25 protein-coding genes are annotated in these 16679 nt (G+C 58.5%); 20 read left to right on the top strand and 5 right to left on the bottom strand.

What is annotated here, in order from left to right; translation table 11 throughout:
• Window positions 1-225 precede the first annotated feature (225 nt).
• From OC446_RS14215 to OC446_RS14235, 5 genes are all read left to right on the top strand, one after another.
• Window positions 226-543 (top strand): hypothetical protein, encoded by a 318-nt coding sequence (locus tag OC446_RS14215; RefSeq protein WP_262029682.1) that lies wholly within the window; start codon window positions 226-228, stop codon window positions 541-543.
• 380 nt (window positions 544-923) lie between these two features.
• The gene (locus tag OC446_RS14220) at window positions 924-1262 is read left to right on the top strand and encodes a hypothetical protein (protein WP_203446994.1); all 339 of its coding nucleotides are present in this window, start codon (window positions 924-926) and stop codon (window positions 1260-1262) included.
• 160 nt (window positions 1263-1422) lie between these two features.
• On the top strand, window positions 1423-1878 hold the full coding sequence (locus tag OC446_RS14225; protein ID WP_262029683.1) for an HAD domain-containing protein: 456 nt from the start codon (window positions 1423-1425) through the stop codon (window positions 1876-1878).
• A gap of 89 nt (window positions 1879-1967) precedes the next feature.
• On the top strand, window positions 1968-2168 hold the full coding sequence (locus OC446_RS14230; protein ID WP_262029684.1) for a hypothetical protein: 201 nt from the start codon (window positions 1968-1970) through the stop codon (window positions 2166-2168).
• Window positions 2169-2193: 25 nt separating this feature from the next.
• On the top strand, window positions 2194-2448 hold the full coding sequence (locus tag OC446_RS14235; protein WP_262029685.1) for a hypothetical protein: 255 nt from the start codon (window positions 2194-2196) through the stop codon (window positions 2446-2448).
• A 92-nt stretch (window positions 2449-2540) separates the two neighbouring features.
• Here the strand turns inward: OC446_RS14235 and OC446_RS14240 are convergent, their stop codons facing one another.
• Entirely contained in the window at window positions 2541-2714 is a 174-nt protein-coding gene (locus tag OC446_RS14240; RefSeq protein WP_262029686.1) for a hypothetical protein, read from the bottom strand.
• A gap of 46 nt (window positions 2715-2760) precedes the next feature.
• Between OC446_RS14240 and OC446_RS14245 the strand changes: the two genes are divergently transcribed.
• The 6 genes from OC446_RS14245 (at window position 2761) to OC446_RS14270 (ending at window position 6874) form a co-directional block, all read left to right on the top strand.
• On the top strand, window positions 2761-3381 hold the full coding sequence (locus tag OC446_RS14245; RefSeq protein ID WP_262029687.1) for a hypothetical protein: 621 nt from the start codon (window positions 2761-2763) through the stop codon (window positions 3379-3381).
• Complete coding sequence (locus OC446_RS14250) at window positions 3371-3751, top strand: hypothetical protein (RefSeq protein ID WP_262029688.1); 381 nt, start codon at window positions 3371-3373, stop codon at window positions 3749-3751. The genes OC446_RS14245 and OC446_RS14250 overlap by 11 nt, the downstream gene beginning before the upstream one ends.
• A gap of 112 nt (window positions 3752-3863) precedes the next feature.
• Window positions 3864-4349, top strand: coding sequence for a Panacea domain-containing protein (locus OC446_RS14255; RefSeq protein WP_262029689.1), 486 nt, complete (start codon window positions 3864-3866; stop codon window positions 4347-4349).
• 75 nt (window positions 4350-4424) lie between these two features.
• Window positions 4425-5231, top strand: coding sequence for a hypothetical protein (locus OC446_RS14260; protein ID WP_262029690.1), 807 nt, complete (start codon window positions 4425-4427; stop codon window positions 5229-5231).
• A gap of 985 nt (window positions 5232-6216) precedes the next feature.
• The gene (locus OC446_RS14265; protein ID WP_262029691.1) at window positions 6217-6609 is read left to right on the top strand and encodes a hypothetical protein; all 393 of its coding nucleotides are present in this window, start codon (window positions 6217-6219) and stop codon (window positions 6607-6609) included.
• Between the two features lie 97 nt (window positions 6610-6706).
• Entirely contained in the window at window positions 6707-6874 is a 168-nt protein-coding gene (locus OC446_RS14270; protein WP_262029692.1) for a hypothetical protein, read from the top strand.
• 232 nt (window positions 6875-7106) lie between these two features.
• Here the strand turns inward: OC446_RS14270 and OC446_RS14275 are convergent, their stop codons facing one another.
• From OC446_RS14275 to OC446_RS14285, 3 genes are all read right to left on the bottom strand, one after another.
• Window positions 7107-7496 (bottom strand): hypothetical protein, encoded by a 390-nt coding sequence (locus tag OC446_RS14275; RefSeq protein WP_262029693.1) that lies wholly within the window; start codon window positions 7494-7496, stop codon window positions 7107-7109.
• A gap of 297 nt (window positions 7497-7793) precedes the next feature.
• Window positions 7794-9056: an IS256 family transposase gene (locus OC446_RS14280; protein WP_262029694.1), complete on the bottom strand. Its 1263-nt coding sequence runs from the start codon at window positions 9054-9056 to the stop codon at window positions 7794-7796.
• An 84-nt stretch (window positions 9057-9140) separates the two neighbouring features.
• Complete coding sequence (locus OC446_RS14285) at window positions 9141-9560, bottom strand: hypothetical protein (RefSeq protein ID WP_262029695.1); 420 nt, start codon at window positions 9558-9560, stop codon at window positions 9141-9143.
• A 110-nt stretch (window positions 9561-9670) separates the two neighbouring features.
• On the opposite strand from OC446_RS14285, the gene OC446_RS14290 reads away from it, so the two are divergent.
• The 8 genes from OC446_RS14290 (at window position 9671) to hfq (ending at window position 15743) form a co-directional block, all read left to right on the top strand.
• Entirely contained in the window at window positions 9671-10588 is a 918-nt protein-coding gene (locus tag OC446_RS14290; protein ID WP_262029696.1) for a hypothetical protein, read from the top strand.
• 105 nt (window positions 10589-10693) lie between these two features.
• Window positions 10694-11383: an FRG domain-containing protein gene (locus OC446_RS14295; protein WP_262029697.1), complete on the top strand. Its 690-nt coding sequence runs from the start codon at window positions 10694-10696 to the stop codon at window positions 11381-11383.
• Window positions 11384-11392: 9 nt separating this feature from the next.
• Complete coding sequence (locus OC446_RS14300) at window positions 11393-12334, top strand: response regulator transcription factor (RefSeq protein ID WP_262029698.1); 942 nt, start codon at window positions 11393-11395, stop codon at window positions 12332-12334.
• A gap of 102 nt (window positions 12335-12436) precedes the next feature.
• A complete protein-coding gene (locus OC446_RS14305; RefSeq protein WP_262029699.1) occupies window positions 12437-12736 on the top strand; it encodes a hypothetical protein in 300 nt (99 codons plus the stop codon).
• A gap of 19 nt (window positions 12737-12755) precedes the next feature.
• Window positions 12756-13310 (top strand): hypothetical protein, encoded by a 555-nt coding sequence (locus OC446_RS14310; RefSeq protein ID WP_262029700.1) that lies wholly within the window; start codon window positions 12756-12758, stop codon window positions 13308-13310.
• A gap of 182 nt (window positions 13311-13492) precedes the next feature.
• Complete coding sequence (locus OC446_RS14315) at window positions 13493-13870, top strand: hypothetical protein (RefSeq protein ID WP_262029701.1); 378 nt, start codon at window positions 13493-13495, stop codon at window positions 13868-13870.
• A 162-nt stretch (window positions 13871-14032) separates the two neighbouring features.
• The gene (locus OC446_RS14320) at window positions 14033-15007 is read left to right on the top strand and encodes a DUF4424 domain-containing protein (RefSeq protein WP_262029702.1); all 975 of its coding nucleotides are present in this window, start codon (window positions 14033-14035) and stop codon (window positions 15005-15007) included.
• A gap of 499 nt (window positions 15008-15506) precedes the next feature.
• Window positions 15507-15743 (top strand): RNA chaperone Hfq, encoded by a 237-nt coding sequence (gene hfq, locus OC446_RS14325; protein WP_262029703.1) that lies wholly within the window; start codon window positions 15507-15509, stop codon window positions 15741-15743.
• Window positions 15744-15748: 5 nt separating this feature from the next.
• Here hfq and OC446_RS14330 read toward each other — a convergent pair whose 3' ends face one another.
• Entirely contained in the window at window positions 15749-16180 is a 432-nt protein-coding gene (locus OC446_RS14330) for a hypothetical protein (RefSeq protein WP_262029704.1), read from the bottom strand.
• Window positions 16181-16296: 116 nt separating this feature from the next.
• Between OC446_RS14330 and OC446_RS14335 the strand changes: the two genes are divergently transcribed.
• A complete protein-coding gene (locus OC446_RS14335; protein WP_262029705.1) occupies window positions 16297-16674 on the top strand; it encodes a hypothetical protein in 378 nt (125 codons plus the stop codon).
• Window positions 16675-16679: the final 5 nt, after the last annotated feature.

A 16679-nucleotide genomic window follows, 5' to 3' on the forward strand; every position in this document is an offset into this window, starting at 1 on the left:
GCCCGAGGATGCCGCGCGCCGGTATCTCACGCTGTACGATGGAGACATCGCTCGAGACAGTCACCTCGAAGCTCTGGGAAACCATGAAACCGAACCGTCCCGGTCGGCCCAGGAATTCGCACGCGAGTATGAGGACCAGGCGAGCCCTGACGATTACGCTCGCTACCTGGAGGTCTTAGATCAACTCCTGAAGGAAGGAGGAAACTCTGCTTCAGGAAATCCCCGATGAAAGATCTGACGTGTATCGATTTCGCGGTTGAGACCCGTACAGTCACCCTCACCGATAAGCATTGTATGCTCCTTTCGGACTGCTTGCGGCACGTCATGGATTCCGACGCCGGACGCGAGCGATTCACTTCCCTGTTCGACATGTTCCACGGTCAAGAAGGAACGTTCACCCTCACCATTGCGAAGTGGTATGAGGTCGAATACGCCGTCATGGCGCTGGAAGGTCTTCTACAGGAAACTCTCTCGTATGAGACGTTTCCCGAGCGCCACCGCGCCTTCGAGGAAATCCATCGCCTGATCGATGGCGAGTCCTGACAGTCTTCTTGCAATAGAACGCCGGCCCATGGCCGCCATTCTAGCCCGGAGGGCGCGTCGTCCTCCCTGCTACAGCAGAAGGATGTTCTGACCCAAAAAGGGTCAGTCATTCTAAAATCTGGATGCCGAATTCTTCGGATGAGAAGTTTTCGAAAACCCCGAAAGGTGAGCAGTTTCAAGCGAACGGCTCAGGCGGGAGGGCGAAGAAGAGCATTCCCAAAAGATCAGCATTAATCGAACAGCTAGGTCGGAAGGGAAGACTTCAAAATCCCCAAAACGAAAAGAGGCGGAGCTCAACCGCCCAGACGACATCGACCGGTCACCTGAGACAGGGACCACATCATCACCAGCCTTTGGCAAAACGAGAGAGAAAGCCAATCATGGACACGGCAGTGAACGACAACCAGGTTTCGAACAACGTCTCTGGCACTCAGGTTTCGCAGGATCGCTCCCCGGCATTTCCGGTGCGCGGCCACCTGTCGGCGGTCGAGGTCTCTAAGGACAAGAACGACAAGCCCTATGCGAAGGCCAAGCTGACCTTCACCCGCCGCAAGGACAATCGGGAAGTGACCGTCACGACGATGGCCTTCGGCAAGGCCTTCGACAGCACGCAGCACCTCTTTCAGGAGGGCCCGGTCGCCCTCTACGGCACTTTCGAGCGCAACGTCTTCCGCGTGATCAGCGAGGCGCTGCCGCCGAAGGAGCAAGCAGCGGCCTGATCCATAGCCCCCGGATCTCGGCCAGCTTGAGAAAAGCCACCTTGGTTAAGGTGGCTTTTCTTTTGCACGAATTTGTAAACCACCGAACCATTTCAAAGCTCTTTGGTTTCTCCCCTCAACAGGAACCGGACACCCAAGGACGAAATCCCCGAGGATAAAGATGGCCGCGACCCCGCTCGTGTATCTCGATATCGATGGCGTCATCGTCACAGATCGGTCGACCAAACTCGGCGGCGCCGGCTACATACCGCCTGGATCCGCCGCTATGGTTGTCGATATCCTCGACCAAACGGGTGCGCGTCTGGTTGTCGCAAGCACTTGGCGCCGCGATGCCGACTGCCGGGATAAGCTCGCTAAGGCTGGGATCGGTCAGGATCGCTATTTCATAGATTGGCGGACCCCAGACCTTCTCCCGGAGGAGGAGATTGCCGACCTTCCGATCCGAGGGTCCGAGATTGATCGTCATCTGCAGCGCCACCGGCCTGCTCGGTACGTCATCATTGATGATGATCCAGGCATGCTGCCGCACCAGAAGCATTTCCACATTCAGGTTGACCCGAGCATCGGACTTACATGGACCGATGCGGAGACTGCGATCGCCCTATTGCGCGGGTAGCGGAGTGCCAACTCCCAAGATCTGAATTCCAGGCTCAGTCCGAGATGAAAGGGATGAATTGAAAATTCCCGAAATCAAGGAGAGCCACGATGTCCGGTTTCGATCGTTTTTCGTCTCAGGAAGCTGCCAACATCCAGGCCTTCGGCTCTGACGTGAAGGACGCAACCGTCCTCGCGGACGGAAATGGCTTCGTTGTCCAGGTCGAGACGGCTCAGGGCGACTTCTTCTCCCTCCCCCACACCTCCTACGCCTCCGCGTCGGCCACCGCCGAGCGGCTCCTCTGCGCTTAGTCGCATTTCACGGAAAGGAAACACGATGCCGGATCATTACCGCATCATTGATCGAGAGGGCAGCCGCCGTATCGAGTCGCGCCAGCTTGCCAGGTCGACGGCCTCCACCAAGCCCGGGTTCCTACGGCTGTTCTATTCCCTCAACCCGAAGGCAAAGCGCGGGTACTTCGGGGTTCGGCTCCACGATGATGGCGCCGACATCCTCGATGGAAACGGCAACACGGCCACGTCCTTCATGCGGGTTCGGCCCAGCGAGCTCGCCCGATATCAGAACCACTGACCGTGTCGGGATTGGTTTACCTGCCTCTGCTACCCTGGAGGCTGGAGAACTGGCCAAAGGCCCCTGACCAGGGGAACACAGCCTCTTCAGCCTTACAGCCGCAGGATTCCGCAATCATGGCAGACCCCCGTGAAACCCTTCTCGTCGCTTACGACGCCCTGATGGCCGCTCGAAAGCACAAAGAAGAGTTGCTGCCAGCGCGGATCAAGACCCTGAAAACCGATCCGGAATGGACCGAAGCCGTGGCACGCGAAATCGCCTGCCATACGGCTTTCGATCTCTGCGCCCTTGCCTTCTGTAAGGAACTACGACGTGAATCAGCCCAAGATGATGCTTCACCTCCCCACGACGGGAGAGTTGCTCGACGTAAAAGCACTCGAGGAAGGTGAAGTCCTCGGCCTGAATGAAGCAGGCGATATCCTTCAGTGGGGCGTGGACATCGGGATCTACATCCCACAGGAGACGCCCGAAGAATTCGGGCTCGATAATCTCCGCGCCCACGAAGTCCGCAGGGTCCGTTCCCAGGCTCAGGGCTCGGCTCCCGATCCAGTCCTCTACCCGCTCAGCACCCAGGACAAGAACACTGTCCTCGCTGCGCTCCTCCACTATTTCGAGGATGGTCTGGGAGAACCCTTCAAACAATCCAACGAGGTCCACCTGTTGGCCTCCGGAGAAGCCGAAGGCCTCAACGAGGATATCTCCCTCGACCAGGACGGAGTTCAAGAACTCCTCGACAGGTTGCGGCAATCGGACGGTATCGTCTCGACTGCGCTCCTCCAACTTCGAAAGTTCGCCGCCAAGCAGGATAGAGACATGTCCGATCCGTCTGGTGATGGATCGGGAACGAACGCCCGTCCGCCCAACGGCGACGATTGGAACGACCTCCACTCTGAGGTCATGTCCACAACGGAGAGCCTGAAACATGTCGACTGAAACCGCCGTCGCCCCTCAGTGGGTCGCCGTCTACCTCGGCCGGGCCGTGACCCACTCGTCTAGAGAGGAGGCTGAGCGGCTCTCCACCCCTGATCGCATCGCTCTCCTGCCGGTCGCGTTCGATCCAAAGGAACTCAGCAACCATGATCTGTGCCTCGCCCTTGAGGAGATGCGTCGCCGGGGCTGGGCTGTGGCAGCCTATGACGTTGATGACGTGGACGCCCTGATCAGCGACGACGTTGATCCGGCTCCCACCGACGATGACATCCGGGCCTGGTTGAAGGACAACCAGGACGATCTTCAGGACAGCATGTGTGCCGCTATGCACGAGGCGATCAACGCCGAGTGGAACCGTCGCGACGACGGTTAAGGGCTAGCCCCTCAGCCACGATCTAGCGTCGGCAAGACCGACTAACAACGCGGGACGACCCATCTTCCCGCGCCGCTTTCGTTTGCCTTCCCTTCAACGGAGATCTCGGACCATGGCATATCCCCCGATTGCAGTCGCAAACACGCTGATCGCTCGCCACGCCGCCTCGGGCGGCATCACCCATAAAAGGATCCAGACGCTCTGCTATCTCCTGTATGGCTGGTCGATCCCGATCCTGGGAAAGCCGCTCCTGACCGAAGCCCCGGAGGTCTGGAGCGAGGGTCCAATCTTCGGCCGCCTGTTCGCTCAGCTGTCTTCTCACGGGGACGCTCCGATCACGGAGCCCGTTCAGGTCAAGGGATGCCCAGCCGTGCCGGACGAGGACACGATCACCCACGAACTGATCGAATGGGTGGACGAACGCCACGCGAGCCTGCCCGAAGCCAGTCTGAGCCTCATCGCCCACGGTCCGAACTCACCTTGGAGGCGGGTCGCCGAAGAGCATCACTTTCTTCTGGCCGATCCCATCGAGATCCCGCAGGCGGTGATCGCCCATCACTTCACCGCGCAGGCGCGGCAGGTTTCGCTCATCCAGTAGCGACACCGCGCCCTTGGACCCGACCAATGGCCGGGTCCATTTCGTCCCAGCCCATTTCATCCCACGGAGGCTCCGTTGCCCAAGAACCCTGGCGTATTCACCGAACAAGGCCTCGCATCCCTGAAAGGGAGCATCGCTGCAATCTGTAGACACCCCTACAATGGCGAGCGCTCATTTGTCGGATTTGCCACCCACTTCGGTGGCGGAGCCTTCGCGACGGTGACAGACGGCAAAATCAAGCTCCCTTGGACGGAGTGGAAAGGCGCTGGCCCCTATCACGACCTTCGGATTCACCTGCTCGACGGTTCTGGGGCGGTGTTCTGGGTCGACTGGGTTTACGAAACTCCGATCATGCCCGTTGCTGTTCTTCAGGTTCGTGGCGAAGGCATTGAGCGCTGGCCCGATCCGGAAGTCGCGACAATAGCGGCCATGCACGGCAAAAATCATCTTTGGCGGATCGGCTATGCAGACGGCCAATTCGGAGACCACCGCCTCGATTTGAACTCCTTAGGCACGGAACCGCCGCAGATTGTGAAGGCAGGATGGATCTGCACTCATCCGTGTCTGACCTACTTCCGCCACGGAGGAGATCCTGAATTCTCGGGTAAACGGACAATCGCAGGGCACGCCTGTTTCGATTACCCGACTAAGAGCGACTTGGGCGGCCCCGTCGTCGATAACGAAGGACGCCTTGCAGGTGTGCTCGTCGGAGCCAACCTTGGGCCACAGGAGGCTCACGTTGGAGCCTATGTCCCTTCACAGATGATCATACCCTTCGTCGGAGAGGCGAGAGCCGCGAAGGTTTACCATTCATTCCATCGCTCTCTCTTCCAGGTCCTCCATCAGATCGACGAAAGCGAAGTCACGGCTTCCGCAGCATAGGAAGTGAAGACTTTTCTCCAGTTGAGAATGCGCAGAAGGGGAAGCTGAAATCCCCAAAAGAAGAAAGTGCTTCGAGAGGAGGCGACAATGAAGCTTTAGATCAAATCAACGTCCCGGCCCAGAGTGGCTTTCTGACATATACCTGCCTCATCCGTTGGTCCCTTTGACCGTTCTGCAGGGCTTCAAAACAAGTATCCTTTTTGGCCAGGTGCTCGCTACGAGACCTCAGCCTCTGATCATCGCTGACGCGGACCCAAGATCCACGGGTCTAAAACACTGGATAGTATGGGAACCGCTTAAGGGCTCGCTACCTCTCGGGCGTCGAAGGTGGGCTGGCACCCCAGGATCACTGCCAATCAGATTTTTAATTCATTTGAGAATGTGAAGAAGGGGAAATTGAAATCCCCGCAAAATCGACCTGAGAGGAGGTTAAGATGGAACGTTAGATACGCTAGCTGCTTCCGACATTGATAGTCGACAACATACCTGCCTCATCTGTTGGCCCATTGGCCGTACTGCAGGAACTCTTTGACCAAAGTAGCCTTTTGGCCAGGTACGCGGCGGACATGTAACCCGACCGTTGCCTCAGCCTCTGATCATCGCTGACGCGGATCCATGACCCACGGATCTAAAACGCCGGGTAGCACTGAGCACCGCTGACGGGCTCCCTATCTCATCAGGGACGAGAGTGGACTGACCTCCAACCTAAAGGTCACCTAACGAAAGAAGCCGCGAGAGTGCCACATAGGCCCTACCAATCTCGCGGCTTCTTTTGTGCTCGTTGAGCCAAACCCCAAAATCCACGCCGGTCAATCTTTTGTCAGTCTGCGGAGCAAATCTCTAACGCAGCGGGAATCCGGGCGTTTGTTGAATTCGGAAAGGATCAGCGAAGAGGAGAAGGTTCAATCCCCAAAAGGGAAATCGGATTTCCTCAGATCAAAAGTGAGCAAGGCTCGTTTCAATCCCCAGAATAAGGATGAGTTTGATGACAAACGCAGCAGTCGCCTCCAACGTCGCTCCCGTCGCCAACGACAACGCCCAGAAGCAGCGCACCTATCCGCGCATGGTGACGCCGAAGGCAATCAAGGAAGGCTCGAACAAGAACGGCACGCCGTTTGTCAGCTTCATCGGCGAGTACACCCGCCGCGGGGCAAGCAAGCCCTCGACGATGCTACACACCGCGTCGGGCAAGTCTCTGGCGGCGATCAAGGATCAGCTCAAGGAAGGCCAGCCGATCCGCGTCTTCGGTGTCTTCGAGACGATGCCGGCCACGGAGGAACGGACCGAGGGTCAGGTGTTTCGGATTATCGGCCTTTCTACGCCGCGCGAGGCGGCGCCGGAGGCCGCCGACCAGGCCGAGATGAAGGAAGCCGCGTAATCGGCTTCCGCCACCTGGGGTCGGCGCAGGCGCTAGCCTGCCACGGCGCAAGCGACGTGCCGACCCTGCCACTTCCGCTCCAGACAGGTAGGTTCTGGTGAAATATCTCCTGGCAAAATTGTACTACTGGCTCGCCGCCTCGACCAGTGATCCCGGCAAGGCAGCGAGCTATCTCGACCGGTCGCACGATCTCGATTATCGCGCCGACCCATACTACCAGATTGAGGATGACGGCTCCAATGATGAGCCGCTGCCCGCAGCCTAACGGCACCCGATGCCGGAACAGAAGCCGCCCTCTCGGGCGGCTTTTTTCATGTGCGCTGCGAGGACCGTCTCGCTGGTGTGAGTGAATGGAGGTCAACATGGTTGCACAGCTGATGCGCTTTGCCCTGGGAATCGTATTCCCGCTGGCTGTCGTGGGTTATGCTCTTTCGAAGGGCGTCTAAACGAATGATCCTGCGCTGTGATCCCGTTTGAGAGGAAGTATTTTTGGGGCCCTACACTTCCCACAGCTTCCTGAACTCAGGGGAGAATGTCACTTCCTTGTCGTTCTCTTCATTTCGGCTATAGGTCGCAACGGTGACTTTCAGTTTAGCAACGGCGTCGAGGAGCACACTGCTCGATCCGCGTGGTACCAGGAGGATCGGCGTATGATTTTGGAGCGACGGCATCAACTGCCGGTAAAGCATTAGCTGGCCGAACGCCTCATATATGTCCGACGCCGTAAGTCCGGTCTTGATTTCAACTAGCAGCGGCCCAGTATTGCCATCAAACTCCGCATCGACCTCGAAGCCTACTGCTGGCCGCGGCTTCCTGATCTTTTTGCCATACTTGGCTAATTCAGCCTCCAAAGCGTGCCAAACTTCGCCCTGCCAGTTGCGAACCATCGTCGCATCTGTGGCAGCTTTCGGTGCTTTGAAGTATGGGTCCGCATTTTCTGGGCCCCCATAGAGTTGCGCTATAACTGAGGTATCCCGTTCGTCCTGATGGTCCGTATAGCGATCGCGGGCGCCAGCGCATCGAGCGACAAAGAACGCTGTCTCGCGACGGATTTGCTCTGGTGGCTGATTAAGACGGGCTACAGGGTACCAGCGGCGGTCCCGAATGCTATTCGTCACTTGGTGCCGTCGCGAGCTGTGTTGAAATTCGGGTGGCGCGATCTCCGGCATGAACATCGTATTGGGTCAGGCGGCGAGGTCAATCGTCTCCTTCGGGGCTGACGCTTGTGTCAGCGTCTTCCAGCCGTCGACCTTGCGCATGGTGATCTGACCGGACGCCAGCAGGGCCCAGAACAGCATGGCGGCGGTGGCCGCCGAGGGCAGCACCGTCTGGGTCTTGATCCGCCGCTTGAACTCCTCGTGCAGCCGCTCGATCGCATTCGTGGTCCGGGCCGACTTCCATTGCGAGGGCGGCAGCTGCGTGAACGCAAACAGCGCCTCACCCGCTTCCTCCAGGCTGTCCGCCACCGCCCGATGCCGCAGCCGCCATTTGCGCAGAAAGGCCTGGCGGCGCTCCGCAATCTCCTCGACTGTCGTGGCATAGATCATGTCGGTGTAATCGGCCGTGATCTCGTCGGAGAGCCGCTTGGGCGCATGGGCGAGCAGATTGCGGTGCTTGTGCACCGTGCAGCGCTGCAGGGGAACAGCGTTCCACACCGCCGCGAGCGCCTGCTCCAGGCCCGGCGCGCCATCGACGATGACAAAGGCCGGCCGGCGCAGCTGGCGCGCGACCAGATCGTCGAGGACCGCACGCCAGGCGGCCGTGGTCTCGCCGCCCATGTTCCTGACCGCCAGCAAGACCTTCTGCCCGTCCTCACGGATGCCGATCACCACCAAGAGCGAGATCGACGTCGCCTTCTTGTCGAGCCGGACCCGCACCACCGTGCCGTCGAGGATCAGCCGCACGATCGGCTCGTCGGCGAGCGAACGCTGGTTCCAGGCCTGCCAATCGGCCTGCACCTTGCGCCAGACCCGGCTGACTGTGTCCTTGCCCACCGCTCCGCCGAACAGGGCGGCAAGCGCCCGGCGCACCCGCCGGGTGTTGGTGCCTGACAGATAGGCCGAGGCGATCAGCGCATCGGCGGCCTTGGTGCGGCGCTGATAAGCCCGCAGGGTGGCACTCCTCCACTCGGTGGTGCCGCCATCCTGCGTGTGCAGGCGGGCCCGCGGCACGGAAATCTCGGTCGGCCCGAAGGTGCCCGTGAGCGTGCGCGACCGGCAGCCGTTGCGGTAGCCGCGCGTGCCGACGGACGGCTCGCCAGCAGGCGCCCGGCCATAGCGGGGTCGGCCGAGAGCGGCCTCCAGTTCGGCCTGGATGAGGGCTTCGATCCAATCGCGCACCCGCTCGCGCACGCCGGTCTCGATCGGGTCGATCCAGGTGTCGAAAAGTCGGGCGTCGGGTTGGCCGGTCAGATGCGCAGACTGTGACTTGCTGATAGGGTCCGTCATGGCGTGGTCTCCAATGGGACCCTGGCGCTCCAACGCCCGAATCCCGTTTTGTGGGCTTCAACACCCGGAGACTACGCCACCCTCTCAAAAGTCCACCACATCCCAGACGGCACCCGTCACTTTTGCTTGGAATAGTCCCGTAGCCAAGCGGAAGGCCTCACCTTCGATGGGGGGCTGGTTCTGCCGTTTCAGGTTACCCTGCCGTAGGAGCCACGGTTGATTCTCTTCGTCGAATGCGATTGAGGACTCGCCGTCGCCCACGCCGAGTTTGGCTGGTGGGTTCAGTTCGACTGCCCATGGCGCACCAGTCCGATCAAAGGCAAGCTTCACAAAGCGCGCTAGGCCAGATGGCGTTTGCCTTCGTGTCGTAAGGATTGCAATGCGTTCCTCCTGAAGCCAGTGCACTCCGTTACGCCTAACCGCATGTTCGGTCATGGCGGTGTACCAAATGTTGAAGCCGTCACTGGACCGCTGCGGGTTTGTCTCGAGCGCGAACGTCGTCATTCTTCTGGGCCCCAATAGGCGGTTCAACCGCTCTTCGCGACCTTAATCCTACGTTTTTGAAGATTGAACCAGGGTGTTTCGAAATCCCCGAAAAGGAAAAGGGCTCGCCGATGTCTCGCATCTACAATGAAATTCGTGGTCAGCGCCTTGCCATCTCGAAGATCGAGACCGCCCAGTACGACCTCTCCAAAGAGCGTTGCGACGCCCGGAAATCCGTTCAGGCCGATATCCGTGCCCTCTTTCAGAACCTTCCCGCAGGCCTGCGGCACCTCACCCACGCGTTTTTGGCCGCAGAGGGCAATCGCTACCTGCTGATCGACTTCGACGGTCCTGAGGGCGGGATTGTCAACGGTGCCCGCACCCGCTTCACCCTCATCGACATCTGCCCGAGCCTTGCCGGGCTCGCTGCCTGGGACGTCGCCCGCGATGAATTCCTGGGGGAGGTGAACGAGTTCTCGTTCCGTGACTTCACCTTCTGGCCGGACTGGATGGTCTATTCCAACCACCCCCAGAAGCGGAAGGTATGGACGGACGGCGTGTTCCACGCCGACGTCAAGTCGGGCTACTTCGGAAAGATCCTGCTTCCGGTGTCAGGCCCTGCCCTCGCACACCCGGCTTTCGCCCGGCTGGCGGACTACGCCAGGTCCGTGATTGAGCGCAAAGATGCCAACATGGAGCATCTGCGCGCTTTCGACGCCAGGTTCGACGCCTATGACGCTCAGATCGAGGAGATCGAGCGGAAGGCTGAAGCCTTCGCCCGGACCGAGGGCCAGGACCCAGAGGTCCTGACCGCTCAGAACGGTGAGCTCGCTGGCCTGATCCGGACCATGGATTGGACCTACGACATGGCCGACCGCCCCAATCGCGCCTACGCGGAGCAGGAGCGTCGGATCCGCTCGCTGCTCTCGGCGCTGCCGGTGGACGACGCAGTGGTACTGTTCGTCCACAACGCCGGAGCCAACTGGACTAAGGCTCCCTATTACCTCCAGTGGCACTCGGAGGTGAAGCAGATGAAGGTGGCGGCTTAGGATTTTCCTCGCTTCCAAAAGTCTATATAGCGGTGTCAGCGGGAAGCTAAGCCGTTGCTGCCCTTCGGATAGCTTCTCACCCCAAACTGAACGATCTAATCGAAAATGATATCTCCTCGGCCTGGTCCAGCTTGGACAGAATTCATCGAAATTGTCTCAGATAGAACCGACGGCAGCTGGCTCTTTCGAGGGCAAACCGAGGCGGTCTGGGGCCTGAGCCCGTCGGCAGGCCGCCCTCAGAAGCTCGGCCCCGCCGGGTACCGTGCCAACGACGAGCGTGAGATGTTCCTGGCCTTCAAGCGCGAGGCAATTCGCTTCGAAGATCGCTTGACGAAGGATCTCGAATGGCTTGCGCTTGCCCAACATCACGCTTTGCCTACCCGGCTTCTGGACTGGTCAACAAACCCACTCGTGGCAGCTTGGTTCGCCTGCGAGAATGAGGAGTCGTCAGCCGCCGGTGGGCTCCACATGATCTGGGTTCCTGCGCATGAGATTGCCGACGAGGTGGATGACCCCTTTGACCCGACACTACGGGGGGTTACCTTGGTTCGGGTCCCTCCTCGGGCGGCTCGGATTACGGCTCAGCAGGGCCTTTTCTCCCTTCATCCCGATCCCACGGCCGAATGGGATCCCCGCTCAGCGCCGGTCAGGTATGAAAAACTTGAAATCCCAGCGGCGGAGAAACCATATTTCAGGCAAGCCCTGCATGCGTTCGGGATCAATCGTGGCCGCCTAATGGTTGACCTGGACGGGGTATGCGCCACGCTCGCATGGGGTTATCGTACTCGTACCTAAGGGGGCCCAATGGCAAAGACGCAGACAGGTCAGCAGAAAACCACGGTCCGGAAAGGGACTGGTCCTGTGACTGTAAAGTCGAAGAAAATCGGCAGCAGGTCACGGGATCGTGATAATATTTCTAACGCCGAGATCGGATTTGGAAGCCCCAAGCTGACACTTAGGGACGGAAAGCAAATAATTCCTTCCGTCGAGAAACGTGCCCTCTTTCTTGGGTACTTGGGCGGAAGCAATCACTCTAGGTCCGTAGGTGAAGGCAGCTTGGGGGGAGCAACAGTACAAGTTGTTCAACATCCGGGAAGCCCACGCCAGAGGAACACTACCAATCCGCAATACGCTCCGGTCATCGCCACACCGGCCGAGAAGGCGGTTCTGCCAATAAGCGAGAGCCCCATGCACATTGCCGAGACTATCCGCCAGTTCAATATCGAAGGGCACCCAGCCTGGAAATCGTTACTGGAGATGATCCCCGGAGCGACGAAATTCGCAATTGAGTGCGCTCCCACGTCCGTTGATCTGCGCGAAGACGGTGAGTTCAGCACGAGAGCCCGTCTTCTAGTTGAAGTCCCAAAGAAGCTGTCTAGTGGGAGACAGTCTTTTGGATCGGTGACAGTCCCGGCGTTTGTCACTGGAACCCTCAAAGGCAACGGCGAACTAAAGATCAAGGAATTCAGGTTGGGCCTTGATCAACCACCCGGGACCGAACGAGATGCGGGCGCCACAACCTCAAACGAAACGAGGGCAGTTAAGTCGGGATTGGACACCCTGTCCGCACGAGAGAATGAGGTCCTTAGCTGCCTTTTAGCGGGCTCCCCAACAAAAATGATCGCGCGGAAACTCGAGGTCTCGGAGGCTACTGTAAAGGTTATGGTCAAAGCAATTCTTCGCAGGATAAATGCGAAGAACCGGACTCAGGCAGTATTATGGGCCCGTGAACACTTGCCCGAATGAAGAAGGGATGCCGTGCCAGTCGGCATCAAGGCAACCACTTCACAATTCCGCCGTGGCGATTAAGTGATCAATTCCTGCCCGAGTGAAATAGACTCTGTCCATGTGGCCGCCTTCGTTTGCAGCTTCGATGTCCAGAAACATCCGTCGTGGAACGACGTGAAGAAGGATCACCCCAAGGCGAGCCTGTTCGTGACAGAATGCTCGCCGGACTCGGTTGAGATCCAGTCAGGTGGGAAGTTCAGCACACGCGCCCAGCTCCTGGCCGACGTTCCGGTGAAATATCCTGACGGCTTTGAGGTCGAAGGATCAATGACCGTCCCGGCCTTCGTCACAGGAACACTCAAAAATAACGGCGATGTGGTGATCAAAGAATTCAGATTGAGCGTGGGTCATCCTGCTTAGATTATTGCAGATACACACGATGATCGAAAAACCCGGCCCGGTGCCGGGTTTTTTATTGCTCGGATATTGGCTCGTTTCCTCACTCAATCGAGCGCTAAGGGAAGTTCAAAAAATCCCCGAAAGCAAAGATCAGGTTTCGCTTCAAAGAAGCGGGAAAAGTTTCGTCAAAATCCCCAGAAATAGGATGAGTTCGATGACAAACGCAGCCGTTGCCACCTCCGCCGCCACCGTCGCCGCTAACGACAACGCCAAGCAGCAGCGCACCTACCCGCGCGTTGTGACGCCCAAGGCAATCAAGGAGGGCAAGAACAAGAACGGCACCGAGTTCGTCAGCTTCATCGGTGAGTACCGCCGCCGCGGCTCCGAGAAGACCTACACGATGTTCCACACCGCGAGCGGCGCTGCCCTCGCTGGACTTCGTGACGACCTGAAGGAAGGCCAGCCCATCCGGGTCTTCGGCGTCTTCGACGAGATGCCGGCCGACGGTGAGCGGAAGGCAAAACAGGTTTTCCGGATTATTGGCCGGTCGGTCCCGCGTGAGCAGGGTGCCGAAGAGATGCAGCAGGCCGCATAAGGCCTGTACGAAGAGAGAAGAAAGAGCCGCCTTCGGGCGGCTTTTTTCATGGGCGGATCGGGCGTGTTGAACGCATCGATCGATCACATCACCAGGTGTCTTACGCCACGCAGGAAAAGACATCAGTTGCTCTCTGGTGAGAGCGCAAGAGTTCTTTGTCAAATCCCCGAAAGGAAAGTTCGATGACAAACGCTGCCAACACCTCCGCCGTCGCCACCGTCGCCAACGACAACGCCCAGAAGCAGCGCACGTACCCGCGTATGGTCACGCCGAAGACCATCAAGGAAGGCAAGAACAAGAACGGCACGGAGTTCGTCAGCTTCATCGGCGAGTATCGCCGTCAGGGCAAAGACAAAGTCTACACGATGTTCCACACCGCGAGCGGTGCAGCCTTGAGTTCGATTCGCGAGCAGCTGAAGGAAGGCCAGCCGATCCGTGTCTTCGGTGTGTTCGACGAGATGCCGGCGGACGCCGAGCGCAAGAGCAAGCAGGTTTTCCGTATCGTGGGCCTGAGCGTGCCGCGTGAGCAGGCTGCCGGAGAGATGCAGCAAGCCGCCTGATCGGCACCATGAAGAAGCCGCCCTCGGGCGGCTTTTTTCATGCTCGATGAGAGTGCCCCATAACGTCGCTTTGTCGCAGGGCGACGAAAGGTTCACACAAGCGCTCTTTCTCATATGGTCTATTGCGGAACGGTGCCCGCCCACCGTCATGAGGATTCTTCGATGCGTCACCTCTTTGCGGTTGCTGCCATTTTGTCGGTTAGCGTTACGACACTACCGGCTCAAGCAAACGATACGATGGCTCACTTTGCGGCCGGAGAACTCGTTTTCACTCAGACCGACGCTGTGAGCATGGTTTCAGAAGATCTGTTCCTCTCGACCGAGGAAGTCCGGGTCACCTACCGCTTTCGGAACCTCACCTCCCAGGATGTCACCGGCACGGTGGCCTTTCCCATGCCGGAGGTTCGCGTGACGATGTCGGACGCAGACTACCCCGATGGACCCGAAGCAAACCCGATGCGGTTCTCGGTTACGGTTGACGGGCGGCCGCTTCCCGTTCAGTTCGAGGCGAAAGCCATGGTCGAGCGCCGGGATGTGACCAAGGTCCTGCGAGACCTCAAGATCCCAGTGCCGCCATATGACGATCGCGTCGGTCCTGCTCTCCAAAAGCTGGATCAGCAGACCATCAGCCGCTTAGAAAAAGAGGGGCTCCTTGATCCCGACAATGAAAGGAGCCCGAACTGGGCGCTGGCCGGATCCTATCACTGGGAGCAGACCTTCCCAGCTGGGCGAGACACAGTCATTCAACATCGGTACAAGCCCAGCGTTGGAGCAACTGTTATCTCCTTGGAGTCCATGGTCACCGCCAAGACTGTAGAGGACATGTACCTCATCGGCGAGAACTCCTGCATGGACAAGGACTTCATCAACGGAGCAAAAAAGTGGGCCGCCCGCGAACTCAAGCGCGACAAGGGTGCGGGCCAGCGTATGCTCGAGTACATCCTCGTCACTGGCGCGAACTGGGCCGGGCCCATCGGCACCTTCACGCTGACGGTGGATAAAGGACGTCCTGATAATCTCGTCAGCTTCTGTGGGGAAGGCGTCAAGAAGATTGGGCCAACGCAGTTTCAGATGGTCAAGAAGAATTTCAAGCCCAAACAGAACCTTTCAGTGCTGATCCTTGAAGCAGGAATCTGATCGTTCTGTTCACCTTCATCGATCAATTGCGGGGCACCTATGGCGAATACACTACTAGGGTCATTGTTAACTGCAGCATTGATAACGATTTCGAGCGGGGCAGCCGCAGAAAACTACAAGAGGCACTGCAGCTATTTCAACTACACGACGAACGAGTCGTATGAAGGAGCCTGTACCGCAGTTGAACTTCCTTCGGCGGAGCTTCCGCGCAAGCGGGAATATCGGTTCAACAAGAAGGTTGTGCGCGTCACGATACACCAGTCAGCCGGGATTTGGGCCTCGATTGAGCTCAACGGCAAGCTTGGAATGCGATATGAAATCGATCGGGCAAACTTCTCTTACAGCAGCCGGGATCTTACCGAGACTCTCGATACAGGAAGCCCAAAGTAGACCTTTCTGCGGATGGGTACCGGAGCAAAGCCGCCTGAGGCGGCTTTTTCCTTGCGCGAGCCCGCAACCCCCGCTGTATAGAAGAGCCTCACACAGTGAGGAGAGCACGGTGGCTAAATCCGTAAGTCCGCAGGAGCAAGATTGGTTCTTTGAGCGTCTGCGTGGCGCCAGGGTGGACGTCAACATGTTCTTGATCAACGGGGTGAGATTGATCGGGCGAATTGATCGGTTCGACCGATACACCGTCCTCCTTGCCCGAGGTTCAAGCTCTCAAACCGTCTACAAGCACACGATCTCGACCATCGCGCTGCCGGAAGGCTTCGAAATCAGTCCTCCCGAAATGTAGCGATCTCAGGCGGCAACAGCTTCGGGAAGGATCCTTCCTGGATTTTTCGAGCCTGTCGTAGACTTCCCCGATCCTCTGGCCTCAACTTTGGATTTCCCCATCTCGTCACGTATGGCCTCATAGCGAGCGACATACTCATGATTGGCTCGGGTGATCTCCTTGAGCTCGCCTTTAAGCTCGCCCAGCTCGGACTTCAGTTCGGCAATCTGTTCAGCCTGGTTGTTTTCCTGCCGGATTTGGGAACGGAGATCGCGGATCGTCTCCTGCTGACCAGCCAATTTCGCCTCGAGCTTCTTTATCCTGCGCTCCGCCTCCGCCAGCAGCCGTTCCGGGCTCTTGATTTGATCTGCAGGCTGAATTGCGCCGGCCATGGTAACTGTAACTCCGTTTCTTTGGGGATTTGTTGGAACAAAATAGGAACGGAGGAGAATGGTCAAGGAGACAGCCTGTCGCGCTAGCGTCCTAGCCCTTGGAGGGCACAGCTAGGATCATCTATCAGGAAGGGGCAGCAAAAACTCAAATCAGAAATCCCGCAAAAAAGGATGAGATGAGCATGCTCAAGGCGACAATGTATTTCTCATACGGACGCGACGCACGGTCGGGTCTGAAATCGAAGACGACATTCGACGCCATTCTGGCAGGCGAGCGCAGCTCGACGACACGATTTCCATCGTGGCCAGGATATGAGCGCTGGAAAGGTTTGAAGGTTGGCGATCAGGTCAGGTTTTATGCCGATCGCGATATGAAGGGGCGCTATGTCGATGTCACCATCACCGAGGTTCCCAAGGTGATCGACCTCGCGAAATGCGGCGAGGCGGACCTCGCCGCCTGGTCAGAGGCTGAGGGCTGGAGTGAGGCTGCAGGCCGTCGCTATGGAGGGCAGTATGGTCCGGGTCTTCAGATCCGGTACCAGCCCGCCGCCACGGCGTGAGGAGA

This window comes from Microvirga sp. Mcv34 (assembly GCF_024519725.1).
Taxonomy (GTDB): domain Bacteria; phylum Pseudomonadota; class Alphaproteobacteria; order Rhizobiales; family Beijerinckiaceae; genus Microvirga.